We start from the raw sequence: 22,193 nt of genomic DNA, 5'->3' as shown, positions 1-22,193 counted from the left end.
TGCCATGAATACTCGCGTAGGACCATCGATGCGATTCCGACGGGCACCAAAGCGCCGACCAACGAAAATGTCTTCGATAGGAACACGGTCAGCGCGTACCGCAGTCCGCCGTCGTACAGAGTGAAGCGAACACCACCAGGTAAATCGCGAAGATCGTTGCGACAAAAAACACGGTATCGGAATCTTGCTAGCCAGCGCGCCAAGTTCGGTCCAAACAGCCCCGACTGAAGTGCTACAGCGATGTCATTCATTGTTTCGTCTTCGACACTCACTGGCCTTCGCTGTAGTTCACAATCTTCGCAAGACAGTTGGGCTCCCCAAAGCTAACAGGCCGATTTCGGGATCGTCGAAATAGCCACTGCGTCGAAAAACAATCCCTCTTTTTCCAATCACAGATTCAATTAACGATCGATCTTTATTCAGGTCCCCAGACCATCCTGTCAAGATATCAAATACCAATTCGGCGTGCTTCGGCAGTGCGATCAAATATGAGCAATCCTCTTCTTTTATCGCTGAAGCTATTGTGCTCGTCTGAGTTGCATCGAATCTACCAGAGCCAAAAAATTTGAGCTTACCGTCTTTCTCAATCACAAATTCGGATCGGTCGTCCAATGCCGACAAATCCACTCCGCGAACACCGAGAGCATTGAACAGTTTTCTGTAGCGCACAACCCTCGTGTCGGGTTGCCATGCAGAGTTGCCTATGAGCAACCAAAATTCGTACTCGGCTAGTCGACCTAGAGTGTGCTCCGTGACAAAACTCAGCACCTCCGCCAACGGGTCCTTTGAAGAAACGCGCGAAATCTCCCAGCATATGGCACCAAAGCAAATATTCTCAGAAAATGCATTACGCTCAAGTCGAAAAACATCATTTTTCTGAAATACGTCTTGGGTTGACAGAGCTTTGATCTCAATAGTCATAGTGATTTCCCGCAGGATCATTAAAGTGAGGGCCTCGGTTTTGCGCATCTCCTTCGCCGAAGAAGTGGCCAGAAGCGTCGTCTCGGATCTTAACTATTTTAGTGCCTCCGCCCTCAAGCGGAATTTCATATACGTAAATATAGCCCGGTTGTGGATTCCCTCGTTTGTCTGTATTTGGGAGAACAGCAGACGGCTGTTGACTAACAGGCACGCCAGAAGCTCGCTTGGCCTCATTGAAGGCACCGCTACGTCCGGCACCGTCCGGACTCAAGTTTGGCGGCGCAGCGCCGGTTGAATCCGTACCTTGATTGCCGCTTATTGATGTGATGACATAGTCAACCAATCCCTTAGCCACATCCACAACCGGAGGCGCTTTAAAGATGTCGTCGATCACACCCGATCCCAAAGGCGTCGTCATCGGCGTGCCTGCCTTGATGGTCGGATCGAGCTCAGTGGCCGGATCAGCGATCGCACCATCGCCCTTGCTGGCCGTTTCCCCCTTGAAGCCCGGCAGCTTGCCAAGTGCCTCCAGCCAGCCGGGCAATAACGAAGTCGACGGGACCGCCACGGAGAACTGGTTGTTTTCCCCTTCGATCTGTCCGGCACCCGTTGCGGTCGCCGCATTGGCCCCTGACGCCGTGGCAATCCCCGCCACCAGGCTCGTCACCAGATTCTCCCGTGCCTGACGGTCCTCTGCCGACATCCCATCGGTTGGTGCGAGCAGGCTGCCCAGCACCGAACTGGTAGCCGCCCCCATCGCCCCCGCGCCACAACTCTGGCTGCTCGCCGCCGCACCCGCGCAACCGACGATCGCATGCAACGCCGCGCGCGCAGTCTCACTGTCGAGACTGTCGGCAATCTGCTTGACCCCGCTCGCGCCCAATTCCTGCAAGTAGGCCACCGTCGCACTCTGCGCGAACTGCCCCATGCTGCCGGTCACGTTCCCGCCCGCCGCCACGCTCAACGCAGTCAGCACCTGCCGATACGAGCCCCCAGGCCCCCACTCGGCATTCAGTTGATCAGCCTGCCGCTGCGCCGCCGCGCGCTGTTCCGGCGTCAGGTTCGGATCATTCGCCGCAGCCTCCGCCGCATCCTCTTCCTTCGCCCGGTTGCTGACGAACGTCCCGACCTGATTGATGAACTGGCTCGTGATATCGAACCCGGCCTCGATCTTGTCTTTGTCGAAGATCGGTTCGATCGACCCCAGCGTATCTGACGTGTCGCGGCTGATGCTTGCCACTGCTTCATCGGCAGTCTGTCCGGTCAGTTGCTGCTGTGCGGCGCCATCGGTAATCGTGATCGTCCCGCCGCTGATCGCGCTCTTTGTCGTCCCGCTGGCATCGCCCGACGCGCCCATGACGATCGGCGGCGCCATCGAAAGCCCGCCGCTCTTCCGCAGCGTCGTACCCGGCACCGGATTGGTATTGCTCGCCGTACCGCTCTGGCTCTTGCCAATGTCACCGCCATAGCCGCCGCTGATACCGACCGATTGCCCGCTGTATTCGGCCGTATTCTCGATGTCGCTATGCGTAAGCGTCGCGGTCGTCAGGCTGTTGACGCCGCTCTGCACCGCCGCATCACTGCTGGAAATCACGGCCCCCTTGAGGTCGGTATTGCCCTTGACATCGATATTGAAGCCGCCGTCGCCCGCACTGATCCCCGACTGCTCCGTCACGCTCGCATAGTTGCTGTTCAGCTTCTGCTGGCTGATGCTGCCCGCCACGCTGGATGCGCCGTAGCAGAGCGGCGGCACGCACACGCTCACCGACACGCCGCCGCTCTGCTGCTTCGAGTTGTAGGTGCTCGTGTCCTGCAGACTTTCGATATTCAGATTGCCGCCGACATTGGCGATGACCTGCTGACCGTCCGCGACCGCACCCTTCAGGTTCGTATCGCCGCCTGATTGCAGCGTCAGCGTGTTGCCTGCCCCGACATGCGTACTGGTCCACGTCGCATCACTGCCGTTGCCATTGCCCTTCGTGCCCGACACGCCCGCCTGGAACGAGATACCATTCGACTTTCCGACGCCAAACGTCACGCCGATACTTGCGCTCGATCCGCTGTTCGTGCTCTGCTGGCTATCGGTGTTCCGCGCTGCCTGAAGATTGAGGTCGCCTTCGGCATTGAGCGTGGCGTCATTGCCTGCCTTGATGTTGCTGCCAATGACATTGATGTTGCTGGCCGCTCCCGCGCCGCCTGCCGCGATCGTCAGGTTATGGCCCGCCGACACGGTGCTGCCCACGGCCGTAGTCGACGACGCCGTCGAGTTGCTGTTGCTGTGGCTCGTGCCCAGCGACACGTTGATGCCCACGCCCCCGACAGCCGTCGGGTCGCTCATGACCGCATCGTAGGCGTTCTTCGCGGCGAGTCCCGTCGTTGCGGCGGCGAGCGCATCCAGGCGCGCGTCGCCGTTAGTTTGCTTGACGTCCTCGCGCATCTGGTTCGCGGTCTGTACTGCCGCAATGACCGGGTTGCTGACGCCCGCGGAAATCGCGGTCTGTTTGAACGACTGCTGCTCGGTCTGCGTCGAGGTGTCGTACGCGGCATCGATCGTCACGCGCTTGCCCGCGAGATTCAGATCGTTCGCGGCGTGTAGTGTACTGCCCGTCACATGCACATCATTACCGGCCGAGATCGCTACGCTGCCGTTCAGCGAACCGATCATGCTGCCGGCGTTCGCGACCTGGGTGGCTTGCTGCACGTCGGTCGTGGTGCGCGTGCCGATCGTGTAGCCCTGCAGGCCGCCATCGAGCTGGTTCAGCGGATTGAGGCCCGACAGGAAGCCATATTCCTTCTTCTGATAACTACTCTGCGACTGCTGCGTGTCCTGCGACGTCGTGATGCTGACGTTGCCGACGGCGCCCAGCTTCACATCATTGGTACCGACCACGTTACTGCCCTGGATGGTCAGATCGCGACCCGCCTGCACAGTGACGGTATCGCCCGAGACCGTACTCGCCACACCGATATTGGCCTGCGTGGCCTGCATCGTATCCGTGGTCGATCCGCTGACGAAACTGCCGCGCTTTGACTCGACGGCCTGATAGCTGTCGTGTTCTTCGCGGGCTTCGTTGATGGCGACGTTGCCGGATGCCGCAATCGTGGCCGTACCCGTACCGTTATCCACCCCGTTTGTCATGCCAGCGGTCAGACTCGACCCGGTCAGCGTCACATTGCCCTTGCCAGCATCCGTACTGACCGCGCCGAGCGTCGCATTGCCGCCCGCCGTGAAGGTCGTGCCGGCCGCGTGTTCGTCGTACGTATGGTCGACTTCCTTGCGGGTCTTGTCGTCGGTCGCGACGTTGTCGAATGTTGCGGTGTTCGTGACCGTGGTCGCTGTCAGATTGCCACCCGCGACGACCGCCATGTCACCGCCCGCCGTCACGGTTGCACCCCTGAACGTTGCATCGTTGCCGCTCTGCATCGCGAGGTCGCCACCGGCCGATATCGCGCTCGTCTGGTTCGTTGTGCCGCTCGCCTCCCAGTGATGCTGGTCGTTTAGCGCCACCGATTGCGTGGTCGTGGACTGCACGGCATCGACTTCGATGTCGTGACCGGCGCTGATCGACGCATTGCCGCCCGCGTTGATGTTCGCGCCGTGCACCGTCAGGTCATTGCCTGCGGCAATGACCATGTCGCCGGTCGAGGCGATGGAACCCAGCGCGCCGAGCAGCGTCTGGCCGACCTTGCTGTCACCGGCGGCCGAATTGATTCCGGTCGCGTCGACCAGCGTCGTGTTGACGATGTCGTGGCCCGCCAGCACCGCGACGCGGTTGCCGCTGATCAGACCCGATGCATTGACCACGTCGTTGGTCGCCGACACGACCGTCGTACCGTCCATGCCGCTGCTCGCGATCGTGCCCGCCCGGTTCACGATATTGGTGCCCGTGACGACCGTCTGCGTACCGCCCCTGATCGTGCCGCTGTTGTTCACGCTGCCCGTCGCGTGCAATTCGACATCGTCAGCGGCAATGAGCGCGCCCGCAGGCTGCAGATCGTCGGCATGCGTTTGCGCCAGATAGACCTGCGGAACCAGCACCGACTGCGTCGTGCCATCCGGCAGCGTGACTGTCTGGCTGACCAACCACACGATATCGCTCGTCAACGCATCCATCTGTGCCGCGCTCAGCGCGACGCCAACGGCCAGGCCAAACTGCTGCGCGACATTCACGCCCGCCGTCATCAGCGCCGTGTATTCGTCGAGATTGCTGCTGTAGCCTTGCAGGTAGACGCGACCGGTGAGTTGCGTAATCTGGTTTTGTACCAGCTGTGCCTCGTAGAGTCCGTCGCCGAGGCGCTTTTCCACCCTCTGAGGATTCAGGCCCAACGCCCCAAGCATGTAGTCGCTACTGATGAACTTCGTGTAGCTCGTAAAGCGCGAATCGGTCTCGACGAGGTAGGGGGCGTTCGGTGCCGTACGTAGCGAATACAGGCCGCTCGTCGGCAGCGTGACATGTAGCGACCCGGAACTGTCCGCGACCGTCTGTGGCGCGTTCGCTTTCTGGCCCGTCAGCACCTGGTTGGCGCCGAGCGTGCCGCCCATCGCTCCGGTTGCCGAGTTCGCTGCCGCGACGTTGGTATTGTTGATGTCGGTGCCACTGATGACCACCGCCCTGTTCGCGATGATCGTGCCGCCCGTTCCGCCGATCGCCACCGGCGCGAGCACGACCGACGGTTCCACCACCTGGCCCACGTCCTGCGTGATGTTCTGGTTCCATGCGTACGTCGATACGATGTCCTGCTGCTGGTACTGGTACAGCGTCTGCCCGGTGTTGTTCACCTGGGTGCCGCCGTAGTTGCCGCTGCCCGACGGAGCGAGCGAGCCATCCTGCGTGGTGCTGCCGATCCGGATCGAGCCACCCGCCGCAATCGCGCTGTAGCTGTTGTTCAGCGTGCCGATGTCCGCGAGCGTCATGTCGCCGCCCGCAAGCAGCTGACCCTGCTGTGCCTGCACGCCCGTTACCTGATCCTGCTGCGTAGTGGTGGTCGTATCGCGCGCGTACTCGACGCGCTGGTAGCCCTTGTGTCCGTCGCTGCGGGTTGCGTACTCGGTCGACGGCAGGTAGTTGATATTCGGGTTGTAGTCGTCCCAGTAGTTGACGGTGATCGTGCCGTCGCCGTTGGTCGTGATCGAGTTGTACCAGATCGTCTGTTGCGTGCCATTGACGCTCACAACGAGCACCTTGTCCGTCGGATTGGGGCCCGCCGTTTGTGAAACGATCTGCGAAGCGGAGAACGTCGTGTCGATCGGCGCAATGTAGCCGTTATCCCACATCGACTGCGAGCAGTAACCGCTCACCGCATTGCCTGTTGCACAGGCCATGTATTTGCCGCGCTTGGTCTGGTGGACCGTCTCGACGTCGGTAGTCACGGTCTGAACCGTCGGCGCGGGCCGCGAGTTGGTCAGCGTCTGCGTGGCGATTTCGAGGTTGCCTTGTGCCTGGATCGTCGACTGGTCGTTCGTGACCGAGTTCGAGCGGTGGGACAGCAAGCCGCTTGCATCGCGCGTACCGTCCGCGGCGAGGTTCACGTCGCCGAGGCTGAAGATATTCGCGCCGCCCGTGTTGGAAATATCGCCGGGCGAATAGAGATTCACTTGCGCCGCCGCGGCAATGATCGCGGCGGCGCCGGTATTCGCGATGGACTGGCTGCCGGTCAGCGTCACCGTGTTGCCAATGATGGTCGCCGTATTGGTCAGCGTCGCGCTATTCGTCGTGACCGTATCGCCCTCGATGCGGCCTTCGTTGGTGATTGCGTTCGTTGCATTGACGGTCGTGCTGGCCGAGTTCAGGTCTGCGCCCGCCTGGTTGTCGACGTTCGCCGCATTCACCGTCAGCACGTTCACCGCGCCCAGCGTGCCCTGGTTTGTGAGCTTGCCCGCGACAGTGAAGCTCAGATTGCGGTTGGCCTGCATCTGGTTGGCAGCATGGTTCACGTAGTCGCCATTGACCGTCACCGCGCCATCCCGACCCGCGATGATCGTGCCGTCGCCCGCCAGCCGGTTCGTCGTGAGCGTCAGGTTCTGATCGCTGCCGATCGCGCCGTTCTGATTCGTGAGGGTGCCGGTCGTGATGGCGACGCTGCCACCGCTGCCCTGGTCGTTGCCGATCCTGCCCGAGGTGTTGTCCAGCGACGCGGTATCGAGACTGACCACGCCGTTGCCATGGATCGAGCCGTTCACATTGAAAACCGCCGCGCCTACGCCGTTGAGCGTCAGGTCGTTCGCGCCCGATAGCGTACCGTCCGAATTGTCCACGGACTGCGATTCGTAAACGGTCAGGTTGTTGCCCGCGACGATCTGGCCACCCTGGGTATTCGACAGCGACGCGCCTGAGACCATGACATCGCCGTTCCCGCCGATGACACCTGCGCCCGCTACGCCGCTCTCATTGCTGTTCCTGATCGATCCAGCGCTGACCGTCGTTGCGCCCGTACCGGTATTGGCGATGCGGCCCGAAGAATTGTCGAGGGATGCGCCGGCAATCTCCAGGGCAGCCGACCTGCCGTTCGTGCCGATCTGCCCACCCACATTTGTGAGCGCGCCTTGTGCGGAGACAGATAGGTCGGCATTCGACTGGATAAGGCCGGCCGCGCTGTTTAGCGTGCCGCCCGACTGCGCGGCGAGCGCGCCACCCGCGACCAGCGACCCGCCGCCATTGTCGATGCTGCCGCCCGACACCGACACGTCGCCGTTGCCACCAATCAGGCCGCCCGCTGTGTTCGACAGTGCACCCGACGCACTGACGGTAGTCGTACCCGTACCAGCGTTGGAAATGCCGCCGCCGTCGTTCGCTACCGTCTGTGCGTTGATGCCTAACGTGTCGTTCGCCTGCACGGTGCCGCCGGCGTTGCTGAACGCCCCGGTGTCCGCAATCGATACGTCGCGCGCGCTGATCTGCCCACCCGCACTGTTGTCCAGCGAGCCAACCCTGAATGCCGCCGACGACTGCGCCGCCAGCGTGCCGCCCCGGTTCGATACCGCTCCTGCCTGCACGTCGAGCGAGCCATTGGTGGCAAGCGTGCCGCCATTGTTCGACAGCGAGCCTGTCTGCACGGACAGCGTGCCGGCGCCCGAACTGGTGATCGTGCCGTCGTCGTTGAGGATCGTGGCAGGGCTCAGCACCAGATCGGCGCTGTTCGTCTGCAATGAGCCGCGGGTGTTGTCCAGTGTGCCGGAGACGGCAACTGTAATCGGCCCGGTGCCGGTCTGCGTGATCGTGCCGCTGCGGTTCGTGAGGTTGCCTGCACGGATCACGAGTTGCGGCGCGTTGAAGGTGCCACCGCTGTTGTCGAGCGTGGCCGCCGCATTTGCCGTAATGGACGCGCCTGCACCGGTGATTGCGTTGACGAGGCTAAGGTTACCGTCCCTGGCTGTCAATGCGAGCCCCGTACCTGCCCACGTCTGCGCATTGGCCAGATCGAGCGACGCCCCATAAAGCGTCACGTTACCCGGAGCGACGTTCTGGCCCGTAGCGGACAGCAGCCCCGCCGAGGTCACCGACAGATTGCCACTGCTGCCCAGACTGCCGTCAGGATTGACGCCCGCGCCGAGCCATCCCGTCGACGCGACGCTGCCCGCCGTCGCATTGAGGTCCTGCTGCGCCGCAAGTGTTCCGGAGTTCGTCAGCGCGCCTGTCGCGCCGATCGTGGTATTCCGCTGCCCGTAGATCGTGCCGCTATTCGCGACACTCGTCGCACGGATGCCGATGCTGCCGCTCGCGTTCATCGTGCCGGACTGCACGAGCTGGCCTGAACTCGTCAGCGTGAGGTCGCCCGCCTGCGCGGCAATCGTGCCTGCATTGGCCACACCGACACCCTTCTCCGTACCGACCAGCGTGATACGGTTCGCGTACATGCCGCCGAGCTGCGCTACGTCGATGGACACGCCCGGCGCGGCTCCGCTTCCGGTGATGGGCGTCGCATTCAGGCTCGCGTAATCGACGCTGTTCGCACCCGTGACGACGTTCAGCGTATTCGCGTAAATCGCCGCGTTCGCCTGCACCGCGCGTGCGATGAGGTCCACCTGATCGATATTCGAGGCGTTCAGACCCGCGCCCTGAACCGTGATCGTGCCGCCCGTAACGTTGAACCCGGTGAGGTTGCCATTGCCGTCGATCAGCGGATTGCCGGTCGTGAGGATGCCGCGCGAGGTATTGATGAAACCGCCACCGTCCACGACCAGCCCCGAAGAATTGGCGATCACGACAGCCGCCGCTTTCTGGCCCGCGACCTCGACATAACCGCGCAGCAGCGACGGATTATTGCTATTGACCTGATTGACGATAATTTTCGCGGCGTCGTTCGGCCCGAAATTCGGATTACCGTTAATCTGCCCCGCCAATTGCGTACCCGTTATAACGGGAGAATTGTTGAGAATCGCGCCGTTCTTCTGGACGTCGAACTGTGAATAAGTGTTAAGAGAAACACCTGCACCGGACGGTATATTGATATTAACCTGCGGCAGGCCGTTTGCGGTGCTGATTACGCCAGGCGCACGGGTACCTGATGGGACAATTTGCGCGTCCGAAAGCGCGGGCGCGAATCCGCACAGCACCAGCACGGCAAAGGCCGCATCACGCATCGCAAAGAGTGTGAAAGACTGCAACGCGACCGATAAGCCGGTTTCACCGCGAACGGAGTTTGCGCGTCCGATCGCAGTCTCTGCAACGGCAGTGAGCATACCCCGAAGCTTGCTGAACACAAGCCGATAACAGCGATTATTCATTGCTTATACCTGTGATTCCCGATGAAGCCCTGCGCAATGCAACGGCATCAAAAGGTTATCAAGGATGGCAAATGAAGACTACGAGACAGTTCTCAATTATTCTGAATTTGTCGATATTTAACGATCGTAGTTATCTACCGATATTTCAGGAAAACCAACGCTTCATCAAATCCACGACGTTATAGACTTTTCTTAACTGTCGTTCACGGCACTCGCCATTTGCATTGAAGCGATCGAAAGCGACCGAGCTAACCTCCATGCGAGACCGTCCTCCCGAACCTTGCAAAGGCGGAGGACTCGTGCGCGAACATCCGGACCAGCGTGTCAACCATCCGGAACCGGGACGGGTCAATATTGACCAGGCGGGGCGGTTCGTACGTCTGAAGCAATTGATGAACGCGGGCGAGTGCGCCGCGCTCAACCGTCCAAATCGTGTCTCAGACGCGCAGCCTACTTTCTTCGAACGCTCCGGGTTCGCACAGTTCGTGCCGAGACGAGCCGCAACAGATTGACAATCTGCTGAGCCCCCCTTTCCGGCCCGAACCGTTGCGAACGCTAGGTGATTCTCCAGCGACAACGACCGCACCTGATCGGTCGACAGCGGCGGCAACAGCATCTCTTTGATCAGTGACTTGCGATTACATTGCCTCATCACCACCACGTCCGTTTTGACAGCGTGCCGGCCCTGCGCCTACGGAATCGTAACAGCACCGCAAACTCTCACCCGGATCGGGAACAACAACAGGTTCAGGCTGCGACCGTTCCACTGACTGACCTGCATGAATTCGCCGTCCCGCCCTTCCTGGAGGGAGCAAGCAGGATTCCGCAGAGAAAAACCAGCATGTGGCCTTCTGGAAAATCGAGCAAAAGTGAATTAGCCAGGCAAGCGACCGCAAACATCAGGACATAGCCACATGCAAAGGCACCTTCGAACCCTGCCTTTCGCAGTCCCCCAAGCCAAAGTTGCCAAAGTAGCGAAACAAAGACGGCTAAGCCGACCAATCCTAGCTGGACGGAGATCATGAAATATTCGTTATGAGGATTCGACGACACCATTCCTTGTGCACCTTGCCGTCCGACGGCCAGGTCTTGAAACAAGGGACCAATACTTCCCACACCAGATCCCAAAACAGGTCGCCTGGAAATCAGTAAAATGGAACGCCGGTAGAATTCAAGTCGCAACCCAGCTGACGTCGATGCGCCGTGCTTTTCGTACTCGAGTATTTCGCTACCGACGCTCGCCATACGTGATGTCTTGTTATGAACGACATAGGTAATACCCAGTGCTCCCACCGCTAGTGCGATCGCGAGCACCAGAATAGCCTTACTAATAGCAGATCGTTGCTCGCGCAAAAAGACTTGCCAGCTCCACAACATCAGCAGCGGCGGAAGTACTGCCGGCCCGGTTCGTCCTTCTTGCATCACCAACAGGTTTATAACAGCGACCATCGCGATAGTGCCGCATATCACCCTTGCGAAAATCGGAATACTCAAAGTTTTCGAGAGATTCGAATTCCGAGGCATTGTCGCCAGAGTGAGTGTCATGTACGCAAGGAAAGCACTAAATAGCCCTTGAGTAATGTGATGCTTGAATACCCAACTGACACGAATTGGGTCGGGCGCGTACAGCGGGCCAACGTGTGTCAATCCAAGCCAGTTGCTACATGAAAGCATCAGGACTAGCGTAAGCGAAGCGCATAGCGCGAGTACTGCTAATCGGCGCCATTCAACGCTGTCAAACAGAAGAAAAAGAAACGGGAAATATAAGATCTTCCGGTACTTCGACAGCATGGACACCGAATCGGAAAATCCTGCAACGTCCCATGTAAAGCTGATACTTAGAAGAAGAAACAATAGTAATGCAGTTAGCACAACCCGGTTGCGACGCAGTTCCCCAACGGTCGTCCAGAACCGCCGACAGGTTAGCATCAGAAGCGCCATGAGCGGTGCGAGGATATTCACTGCGGCGGTGGATATCGGGATCGCGAATAGTATGCAGACGGCGCACAAGCGCGCGAGCGTCCACCGATCTAGCGTCAGGCGTGGAAAGAATGAAGTCATGAAATTCACGTCAGAGTGCCTGAAGCCACCTCTTTCACGATTCCTGTTCGAGGCTATCCCGGGTGAATGCCGACAACCGTCTGACGGCTGGGCTGACCGGGAGTTTTCTTTTTCGTCGTGCATCAAGCTTTTAGCCAGATACCCTAATGCGGCCGGAAACAGCTTGATCAGGATCTTTTGAGATCTGGGTAGTTCTACCCATCTCTGATAGCTCGTCCATCTACCAAAGGGGCGGTGAACCACGAATGCCAGCACGTACGTCCGATAGGGATCTACATATAGCGTATATTGCCCCTCGACGTCTTTCAGCACTTCAAAACCGGGCGGGTGGCGCAGGGAATTTTCTTCGAGTTCGGACATATCGGTAGTGGGCTCCGTAGCCAAGTCATCATTCATGCTCGTACTCTGATGATCCACTTCAGAATTGCGCAGTCAGTTGGAAGCCCAGCGTGATGCTCGGTGCGGGAAAGCCGGACGGGGCATAGACCGGCGTACCCGCAAAAACGTCATAGCTGTACGCACCGAAGCGCGACGGCACAGTACCTTTCACGCCGATGACAGCGCCGGCGAGTTGCTTACCCGCGAGATACGTTGCCGATGGCCCCCACAGATGGCCATAGTCGAGGCCAGCGTAGAGCACCTGTCCCGCGCTTGACGGCAATTACTACATCGCTTTCGCCCGGCACGTCGCCTGAGACGATCTGCATGGTCGTATCCTGAGTGCGCACGCGCTTCATCTGTTCCAGACCCTGTTCGAGATCACGAAGCTGGAGTACATCGCCATCGAGCGCCGGGAACGCCGTTTTCCATGTACTACGCGCCGTCTCGTCGGCGAACTTCAAATGACGCGTCACGCCGGGAAAGAGCGCGATCTTGAGCGTACCGGTGGACAGGGTCCTGCGTGGGCAGCATTACGCGCGTCGTCATGTAGCCACGGCTCGGAATCTCTGCCTGTAGCCCCTTCGTGATCACGTCTAGACCTTTCTGGCCGACGCATTGGCCCTGGTAGTAATCGAGCCATTCGCGCGCGAACGCGAAGCGGTCCTGCGGCAGCGCGGATGCGGCCTGCGAGCGGACGGCTTCCGGCGGCGTGGCCGGCACGTCGAGCGCGAACGTCTCAATGCGGAAACAGCGCTTTCGGCTGGCAGTTCAGGCCAGCCTTCGTTCGCAGGTACCGACGAACGCACAACCGGTTCGCCGACAGTTGCCGCCCGCTGCCCGGCGTCGTACCGCTGCTGGACTTGTTGTTGCTGTTCGGCGTTCGCCCGGCCCGCGGTCGCCTGTTCGGCGGGGATAGACGTCTGCGCTGCCGCGTCAAAGGCCACTACGGATGCGAAGAACAGCAGAGAATTTGTGCGCAGGGTCATTGGGAGGTGCGCAAGATAGGCTGGTCTACGCTACCGCAACGCAATGGCGCTGCGGCCGTCTGGATAGCCGGTCCTGGCAAGTCGTGGCTCGTTTTTCGAAACGCGGCGATGAGGGATCGACCGGTAAAGACCCTGAAGTTGAAGTACGCCGGATGCGCCTCCTTGCGCTCGAAGAAGCGTAAGTGCAGTCGCTGGTGGATGTATTTGGCGCTCCAGCGCGCGAACGGATAAAGAACTACCGCCAGCGGACACACGACGACCGCCTTCTTGACCCGGTCCGCGGTAGCAAAGACTAGCCCCGCTCCGCGCGCTGCCATCACATAGCCAAGGGTGTAAACGTCGATGGGTGATATATGGCCCTTGTCGAAAGTCGATTTTTCATCGCCGATCAGTTGCGCCGAGGGCTTGAATTGATAGAAGTACCCGCACATCAACAGAACGATGCGGGACCACAGGCACGAAACATTTGGGGTGCTGATATAGATCAGGCCGCCGGCTTTTGTCACACGTACCAGCTCGGAAAGCAGTTGCCGCTGCCGAAGCACGTGCTCGATGCCTTCCATGCATACCGTGACATCAAATGTTTCACTCGGGAAGGGAAGGGGTTCCTCCATGTTGACCTTCACGAACTCGGGGTGCGCCTCGTTCAGGTCTGCACAGGTGACGTCGTATCCGAGAATGCGCAGGCGCTCCCCAAAAAGCCCGTTTCCTGCTGGAAGGTCGAGAATGCTCGAGCCTGACGCAGCGCGCTTCACGATATCGTCGTGAATCATACGCATGTACGCCGTGTACCCTGACACGTGGCTGAAACGCGGTCTACTCATTTGTGGCCTACTCATTGTTGATTGTGCATGGAGGTACAACCCGCGAAACTGTCCACCGATGAAAAATCACGCGTTCTCGCATGCGCCTCCAAAAGGCAAAGGACGGTGTCTGGGCGTGGACTATGGAATACGTTATGTAACCGGCAACGGCACGACATACGCGTAAACTTGAATTGTTCATTTGAACGCCGAAGAGATTTTTAAATCAATTTCGCCACTAATTTCATTCCGCACAACCGGTGCAGCGCCAATTGCCACTCGCCCCCTGCATCGCGCTGCTGCTCGACCTGTTGTTGCTGTTCGGCGTTCGTGCGAGCCCCTGCTGCGAAGTCGGGTGGGGTCTGCGCGTGGACTGCGAGAGGAACGAGAACCACGAGCGGTACCGGCAAAAGCCTTTTCTTGTTGTTCATTTCCACCTAGCGAAAATCAAACGCTGTTACCGAGAACGCCTTAATCTTCACCCTACGATAATTTTCACAGTAATTGCGATTGCGATAAGCACGAAAACGACGTCAACAAACGTTTCGTAAGAACCCTTTTGCTCGGGGCATCATCTTTTCCATTCATCGTCTGTCGGACCTGGAACGGTCATAACCTCTCACTTTGAGTTAAGAATACGAGCGGAGTAACTACAAGGAGTCACTGGAACTGACATCGGGCCAGGATTTGCCACGCCGAGCTCAAGCGCCGCGGGACCGCCATAGGCATGAGTGATGGCAAAAACTGCATTGGGGCCCACGGGGGTCGGAACTGAACGCACAAACTGATTTCCATCCCCGTTCATGAAGTTATTCGTAGCTCGAGCACCTGACGCTCCAAAAATCCAGCCCAATGTAAGAGTGTGAAAGACTGTAACGCAACCGATAAGCCGGTTTCACCGCGACTGGAGTTCCCGTGACCGATCGCAGTTTCTGCAACGGCAGTAGCATACCTCGAAGCGTGCTGAAAACAAGCCGATAACAACGGTTATTCATTGCTTATACCTGTGATGCCCGATGAAGCCCTGCGCAATGCAACGGCATCAAAAGGCTATCAAGGAGTGCAAATGGCGACTACGAGACAATTCTGAATTATTCTGAATTTGTCGATATTTAACGATCGTAGTTATCCATCGCTTTTTCAGAAAGTCCAACGCTTCATCAAATCCACGCCTTTTGCAGACTTTTCTTAACTGTCGTTCACGGCACTCGCCATTCGCATTGAAGCGATCGAAAGCGGCCGCGGCTCGCGACGACGCGCTTGCCGTCGTTTCCCTATAATCGAAGGTCTTTCCCTCGCAGCGGGTTTGTGCGCTTCATCATAGGAGAGCAACACGATGGATTATGTGAAACTCGGCCGCACCGGCCTCGATGTATCGCGTCTCTGTCTCGGCTGCATGAGTTATGGCGTGCCCTCGCGCGGCACGCATACCTGGACGCTCGACGACGAAGCCGCGCGGCCATTCATCAAGCAGGCACTCGATCACGGCATCAACTTCTTCGATACCGCCAACGTCTATTCGGACGGCACCAGCGAGGAAATCGTCGGCCGTGCGCTGAAGGACTTTGCGAAACGCGATGAGATCGTGCTCGCTACCAAGGTCAATAGCCGCATGCATCCGGGTCCGAACGGCGCGGGGCTGTCACGCAAGGCGATCATGGCGGAAATCGATCACAGCCTGCGGCGGCTCGGTACCGACTATGTCGATCTGTATCAGATCCATCGCTGGGACTACGGCACGCCGATCGAAGAAACGATGGAAGCGCTGCACGACGTCGTAAAGGCCGGCAAGGCGCGCTATATCGGCGCGTCGTCGATGTACGCATGGCAGTTTGCCAAGGCGCTGCAGGTGGCCGAACGCAATGGCTGGACCCGTTTCGTGACGATGCAGAACTACGTGAATCTGCTGTATCGCGAGGAAGAGCGCGAAATGCTGCCGCTGTGCGAGAGCGAAGGCATCGGCGTGATTCCGTGGAGTCCGCTTGCACGCGGACGCTTGACGCGTGACTGGGACACCGAGAGCGCGCGCTCGGAAACCGATGAATTCGGCCGCACGCTGTACGCGCAGACGCAGGAAGCGGATCGGCGTATCGTCGAGCGGGTCAGCGAGATCGCGAAAGAGCGCGGCGTGCCGCGCGCGCAGGTTGCGCTAGCGTGGGTGCTGCAGAAGAAGCCGATTACCGCGCCGATCGTCGGTGCAACCAAGCTGCATCATCTCGACGATGCGGTCGCGGCGCTGTCGTTGAGGCTCAGCGGTGAAGAGATTCACCGGCTCGAAGAACTGTATGTGCCGCATGCGGTGGCAGGGTTCAAATAAGCGCTTTGGCGCGTACAGGAGTCCAGTTGGCTCAGGCGGAATGGCCCGCGATTTCAGTGCGGGGCGTTTCGCCTCCTCTTCGCTAACTACGCGGCACATCCGGTTCGAAGAACACCCAGCGCACCTGAGGAAACGTGGCCTGCAAGTCGGCCTCGATAACATTGATCGCATCGACCATCGCGCGGCCGCTCGCATAGTCGATCATTTCCGCCTGCACCGCCACCACCACGTGACGTCCCCACTGCAGCGTGATCATGTTGATGATGCTGCGAATCTCGGGACGCGCGCGCAGATGAGCGTCGATGGCGCCGCGCACTTCCGGGCTCGCCGATTCACCGACGATCATCGACTTCACTTCACGCGCGACGAGCCACGCGATCGTCATCAGCAAGAGACCCACTCCGACCGAACCGAGCGCGTCATACACGGGGTTGCCGGTCATCATCGTCAATAGCACAGCGACGAAGGCGATCGCGAGACCGAATAGCGCGGCGATATCTTCGCCGGCCACGACCAGCAGGTCCGATTCGCGCGTCTCGCGAAACCACTGCCACAGGTTCTTGTCCGGATACGTCTTGCGAATCTCCTTGATCGCACCCCACAGCGACAGCGCTTCGAGCACCACCGACACACCGAGCACCGCCAACGCAACGAACGCATACTGCAATGGCTCGCGCGCAATCAGCCGATGCACGCCCTCATACACCGAAAACGCGCCGCCGACGAAAAACAGCAGCAACGCAACCAGCAGCGAATAGAAGTTGATTTCGCGGCCGCTGCCCATCGGATGCAAAGGACTCACCGGCTTGCGCGCTTCGCGCAGCCCGAAAAGCAGCAGCAGTTGATTGCCGCAGTCGGCGGTGGAGTGAATCGCTTCGGCGAACATCGAGCCGGAGCCGGTGAACGCCGCCGCGGCGAACTTGCAGACCGCGATGCCGAGGTTGGCGGCGAGTGCGTAGAAAATGGCTTTCGGCGATTCTTCTTTCATCTGCGGGCGGGCGTCCGTGAGTGGGCTGGGTATTGTTGGCGATTGCACGACCGAAGCGATCGGCAAGCACTCGGTATTATGGATGACAACGACACACCAGGCCGCAGGAATCAGACCCGACGTGTCGCCGTGCCGCCAGCACCCCAAGCGCCCTTTCCACCTTCGCGCGGCTCACGCCCGCTCGAGCGCCGCCATCTCCCGCACGACCACCAGCAGCACCGAAAGACTCGCGCCACCCGTCGCACGCAAATCGGTCAGCAGACGCGTATAACGCTCGAGCTGCGCCGCGCGTTTCTCGCGCCACGTTTGCACCAGCGAATCGGGCGCCGACGCATCGGTCGCGCCAGCCAATGCGCTCGTGGTCAGCGCGCGCTTGAGGCGTGCGAGTTCGGCGAGCGCCGATGCGCGCGCGAGCATGTCCCAATGCGTCGGCGCCGGCAACGAAGCGGCGCGCTCGCTGATCCAGCTGTAGTTCAGGAGCGTGCCGAGCGCGAAGTAGACGCCCGCGACCTGTTCGAGATTGCGCTCGCACGTCGAAGCGACTTCGGCGATATCGAGCAGCGCGGCCGACACCTCGCCGCTCGCGATCCGCACCGCGAGATCGCTATCGACACCCGCATCGACGAACGCCCGCTGCCGCTCCGACAACGCTTCGAGATCAGCGGCCGGCAACAGCGCCGGCCATTGCGGCGCGAGACGCTGCGCGGCATCGCGACAGCGTGCGAGCAGGCCGGTCACGTCGCCGTTGGCTGCGCCCGTTTGCAGATGCCGCAGGAACCACAGCGCCGAACGTTCGACAAGCCGCGCGACCTCCGCGAACATGCGCGCCTGCACGTCGTCGGCGACGCGGTTGTCGAGCGCGTCGATGCTGCGCCAGATCTGATCGAGATCGAACACGTCGCGCGCCATGATGCACGCACGCACGATGTCGCCGGGCTGCGCATCGGTCTCCTCCATCAGCCGATGCACGAACTCGCAGCCGACGCGATTCACGAGCGCATTGGTCAGATGCGTCGCGAGGATTTCACGGCGCAGCGGATGGCGCTGCATCGGTTCGCGGAAACGCTGCCGCAGCGGCTTCGGAAAGTACTCGATCAGCATGTCGCTGACGAGCGGGTCCTCCGGCATCGACGATTCGAGCAGCGCGTCATAGAGCCACATCTTGCTGTACGCGAGCAGCACCGCGCGCTCGGGTGTCGTCAGTCCCTGCTTCGCGGCCGCGCGCTCGGCGACGTCTTCGTCGCTAGGCAGAAACTCGATCACGCGATTGAGCCGCCCCGCCTTCTCCAGATAGCGCATCAAACGCGTTTCGGCATCGAGCAGCTCGACGCCGAAGCGGCCCGCGATCGACAAGGCCTGCGTCTGGTAGTAGTTGTCGGTCAGCACGAGCAGACCGACTTCATCGGTCATTTCTGCAAGCAGCGCATTGCGCTGCTTCTCCGTCATCTCGCCGTCGGCGACGACGAGACCCAGCAGAATCTTGATGTTGACCTCGTGATCCGAGCAATCGACACCGGCCGAATTATCGATCGCATCGGTATTTATGCGGCCGCCGTGCTGCGCGAACTCGATGCGGCCCAGTTGCGTCAAGCCGAGATTGCCGCCCTCGGCCACGACCTTGCAGCGCAGGTCGGCACCGTTCACGCGGATCGCGTCGTTCGCACGATCGCCCGCCTGCTGGTTGGTTTCGCGGCTCGCCTTCACGTAGGTGCCAATGCCGCCGTTATAAAGCAGATCGACCGGCGCCTGCAGAATCACCCGCATCAGCTCGGCCGGCGAGAGCGCCGCCGCGCTGGTCCCGAGCGCCGCCTGCACCGCCGGCGACAGCGGAATCGTCTTCGCGCTGCGAGGGAACACGCCGCCGCCCGCCGAGATCAGCGACGGATCGTAATCCGCCCAGCTGGAGCGGTCGAGCATGAAGAGCCGCGCACGCTCCGCCATGCTCGCGGCGGGATCGGGATTCGGATCGAGGAAGATATGGCGGTGATCGAACGCGGCGAGCAGCTTGATATGCGGAGACAGCAGCATGCCGTTGCCGAACACGTCGCCCGACATGTCGCCGACACCGACCACCGTGAAGTCCTGGCTCTGCGTGTCGATGCCCATTTCGCGGAAGTGCCGCTTGACCGACTCCCACGCGCCGCGCGCGGTGATGCCCATCTTCTTGTGGTCATAGCCGACCGAGCCGCCCGACGCGAACGCGTCGTCGAGCCAGAATCCGTATTCATGCGAGATTGCATTCGCGTAGTCGGAGAACGTGGCCGTGCCCTTGTCGGCGGCGACGACCAGATAAGGGTCATCGGGATCGTGGCGCACCACGTCAGGCGGTGGCACGACGTCGGTGCCCGCCAGATTGTCGGTTACGTCGAGCAAGCCGCGCAGGAAGGTCTGATAGCACGTGACGCCTTCGCGCATCCACGCATCGCGCTCGCTCTGCGGCGGCGGATTCTTGACGACGAAGCCGCCCTTCGAGCCGACCGGCACGATCACGACGTTTTTCACCATCTGCGCCTTCATCAGGCCAAGCACTTCCGTGCGGAAATCCTCGCGCCGATCCGACCAGCGCAGGCCGCCGCGCGCGACGCGCCCGCCTCGCAGATGCACGCCCTCGACGCGCGGCGAATAGACCCATATCTCGAACATCGGCTTCGGTTCGGGCAGGCCGGGCACCTGCGCGGGATCGAACTTGAACGACAGGTACGGCTTCGGTTGCCCCTGAGCGTCGTGGCGGTAGTAGTTGGTGCGCTTGGTCGCCTTGATCACGCCGAGGAACTGCCGCAGGATGCGGTCTTCGTCGAGATTCGGCACCTGGTCGAGCGCGCTGTCGATCGACTCCAGACAGGCGTTGACGCGGGCTTCGCGTACCGCGCCGAGCGCCGGATCGAAGCGCGCGACGAACAGGTCTACGAGCATGCGCGCAATCGCCGGATTGCCGGTCACCGCGCGTTCGATATACGCGTCGCTGAACGTCGAACCGACCTGGCGCAAGTACTTCGCGTACGCGCGCAGAATCGTCACCTCGCGCGCATTGAGCTGCGCGCGCAACACGAGGCGGTTGAAGTCGTCGCTTTCGATCGTGCCGGTCCACACCTGCTCGAACGCCTGCTCGAACAGATCCTTGACCCGCTCGATGTCGAACTCGGCATCGTCCGCAAGTTCGAGGCCGAAGTCGTGGATCCACGCGGGCATCGCGCCCGGCGCCTCGATCAGATAAGGCCGCTCTTCGTCGACGCGCACGCCCAGATGTTCGAGCATCGGCAAGCTGCGCGACAGCGCGATCGGCATGCCCGCGCGATACACCTTGAAGCGGAACGCCCGCGGTCCCGATTCGATCGGCCGGTACAGGTTCATTGCGAGCCGCTCGCTGCCTTGCACGCGCTCGATCAGTTCGATATCGCGCACCGCCGTGCGCGCCGGATAGTCGTCGCGATAGCCGGCCGGAAACGAGTCGGTGTAGTGCTGCAGCAAACGGTTGCCCTGCTCTTCGCCGTACGCGTCGAGCAATGCGTCGGCCAGATCGTCCTGCCAGCGTCGCGCGACCTGCACGAGGCGCGCTTCGAGCTCGCGGGTATCGACGCTCGGCATGACCCCAGCTTTGGCATGGACGACGAAATGAATTCGCGCGAGCGTCGACTCCGACAGCAGCGGCGTGAATTCGACGTTCTCACCATTGAATGCGTCGGCGAGCAGGTTCGCAATGCGTTGCCGCAGATCGGTGTTGTACTTGTCGCGCGACACGAACACGAGGCACGACACGAAGCGATCGAAGCGATCGCGCCGCACGAACAGCCGCGTGCGCTGATGCTCCTGCAAACGCAGCACGCCGAGGGTGGTGTCGTACAGCTGGTCTTCGTCGGCCTGGAACAGTTCGTCGCGCGGATAGGTTTCGAGCACCGTGACCAGCGATTTCGCCAGATGACCTTTCGGCAGGAATGCAGCGCGTCTGACGATATTCGCGCATTTGCGCCGCACGATCGGAATCTCCGCGGCCGACACGAAATAAGCGGTCGACGTATACAGGCCGATGAAGCGCCGTTCGCCCGTCACTTTGCCATCGGCGCCGCTCAGCTTGATGCCGACATAGTCGAGATAGCCGGGCCGGTGCACCGTGGCGCGAGAATTGGCCTTGGTCAGGAAGATCGGCGACGAGCCGGAGATGATCTCCGCAGCCGCCGGCGGCAACGGCGTGACTTCCGGCGCGCCGCCCGCACCCTGCGCATCGCGCAGAATGCCGAGACCGGAGCCCGCCACCGCCCGCAAACCATAGCCGCCATCGAGCTGCACCAGTTCGTAATCGCGCTGGCCGAGGAACGTGAAATGATCGGCGACCATCCATTCGACGAACGCGCGCGCTTCGACGCCCTCGGGACCGGTCTCGCGCGCCTTCATATCCTGAATCGTCTGCTTCGCGCGTTCGATAATCTTCGGCCAGTCCTCGACCGCCGCCCGCACGTCGCCGAGCACGCGGGCGATATCGTCGCGCAACGCGTCGAGTTTTGCGGCATCGCCACAACGATCGACTTCGAAATGGATGCACGAGGTCAGATGCGAGCGCGTATCGCCGGCTTCTTCGGCGCCCTGGCTCACGCGTGCGATGCTGCCGTCCGCCGCGCGCCAGATCCGAAACACCGGATGCACGACCGAATGCAGCGCGAGCCGATGGCGGTTGACCGTCATCGAGACCGAATCGACGAGGAACGGCATGTCGTCGTTGACGATCTCGATCACTGTGTGATCGGAATGCCAGCCATGCTGTTCGAGGATCGGGTTATATACGCGCAGCCGCTGCTGGCCCGGCACGAAGCGCTGCGCGGTCTGCCAGTGGGCGAGCGCCGCGCCGTACAGATCGGCGATCGAGCGGCTTTGCAGATCGCCTGTGTCGACGAAATCGTAGTAATGCCGCAGGAAGGGTTCGACGATATTGAAGGTCGGTTCCGGCAACCGCCCCCGCGCAAATTCGACGACATCGTTCAGCAGGTGCGTGACGGCTTCTTCGTTCTTTGCTTGCATG

Annotated in this window: 9 protein-coding genes and 1 pseudogene; 1 reads left to right on the top strand and 9 read right to left on the bottom strand. The window is 60.7% G+C overall.

Features of this window, described 5'->3' with window-relative positions; translation table 11 throughout:
• Nucleotides 1-288 precede the first annotated feature (288 nt).
• The 7 genes and pseudogenes from AB3X95_RS14235 to AB3X95_RS14205 form a co-directional block, all read right to left on the bottom strand.
• On the bottom strand, nucleotides 289-921 hold the full coding sequence (locus AB3X95_RS14235; RefSeq protein WP_368621639.1) for a hypothetical protein: 633 nt from the start codon (nucleotides 919-921) through the stop codon (nucleotides 289-291).
• On the bottom strand, nucleotides 911-9,646 hold the full coding sequence (locus AB3X95_RS14230; RefSeq protein ID WP_368621638.1) for a hemagglutinin repeat-containing protein: 8,736 nt from the start codon (nucleotides 9,644-9,646) through the stop codon (nucleotides 911-913). The genes AB3X95_RS14235 and AB3X95_RS14230 overlap by 11 nt, the downstream gene beginning before the upstream one ends.
• A gap of 747 nt (nucleotides 9,647-10,393) precedes the next feature.
• Nucleotides 10,394-12,103, bottom strand: a complete 1,710-nt coding sequence (locus tag AB3X95_RS14225; protein WP_368621637.1) for an O-antigen ligase family protein — start codon at nucleotides 12,101-12,103, stop codon at nucleotides 10,394-10,396.
• A gap of 22 nt (nucleotides 12,104-12,125) precedes the next feature.
• Nucleotides 12,126-13,074, bottom strand: a pseudogene (locus AB3X95_RS14220) (POTRA domain-containing protein).
• Nucleotides 13,071-13,847, bottom strand: a complete 777-nt coding sequence (locus AB3X95_RS14215) for a class I SAM-dependent methyltransferase (protein WP_368621636.1) — start codon at nucleotides 13,845-13,847, stop codon at nucleotides 13,071-13,073. The pseudogene AB3X95_RS14220 and the gene AB3X95_RS14215 overlap by 4 nt, the downstream one beginning before the upstream one ends.
• Before the next feature lie 251 nt (nucleotides 13,848-14,098).
• Nucleotides 14,099-14,308, bottom strand: a complete 210-nt coding sequence (locus AB3X95_RS14210) for a hypothetical protein (protein ID WP_368621635.1) — start codon at nucleotides 14,306-14,308, stop codon at nucleotides 14,099-14,101.
• Nucleotides 14,309-14,496: 188 nt separating this feature from the next.
• A complete protein-coding gene (locus tag AB3X95_RS14205; RefSeq protein WP_368621634.1) occupies nucleotides 14,497-14,730 on the bottom strand; it encodes a polymorphic toxin type 22 domain-containing protein in 234 nt (77 codons plus the stop codon).
• A 483-nt stretch (nucleotides 14,731-15,213) separates the two neighbouring features.
• Here AB3X95_RS14205 and AB3X95_RS14200 point away from each other — a divergent pair, with 483 nt between their 5' ends.
• Complete coding sequence (locus AB3X95_RS14200) at nucleotides 15,214-16,194, top strand: aldo/keto reductase (protein WP_184225122.1); 981 nt, start codon at nucleotides 15,214-15,216, stop codon at nucleotides 16,192-16,194.
• Between the two features lie 82 nt (nucleotides 16,195-16,276).
• On the opposite strand, the gene AB3X95_RS14195 is transcribed toward AB3X95_RS14200, so the two are convergent.
• Both AB3X95_RS14195 and AB3X95_RS14190 read right to left on the bottom strand, forming a co-directional pair.
• On the bottom strand, nucleotides 16,277-17,182 hold the full coding sequence (locus AB3X95_RS14195; protein ID WP_176120184.1) for a cation diffusion facilitator family transporter: 906 nt from the start codon (nucleotides 17,180-17,182) through the stop codon (nucleotides 16,277-16,279).
• Nucleotides 17,183-17,353: 171 nt separating this feature from the next.
• Entirely contained in the window at nucleotides 17,354-22,192 is a 4,839-nt protein-coding gene (locus AB3X95_RS14190) for an NAD-glutamate dehydrogenase (RefSeq protein WP_184225123.1), read from the bottom strand.
• Nucleotide 22,193: the final 1 nt, after the last annotated feature.

The sequence above is a fragment of the Paraburkholderia sp. BR13444 genome (assembly GCF_040948755.1).
Classification (GTDB): domain Bacteria; phylum Pseudomonadota; class Gammaproteobacteria; order Burkholderiales; family Burkholderiaceae; genus Paraburkholderia; species Paraburkholderia youngii.
This window is presented reverse-complemented; position numbering and strand designations above follow the sequence as displayed.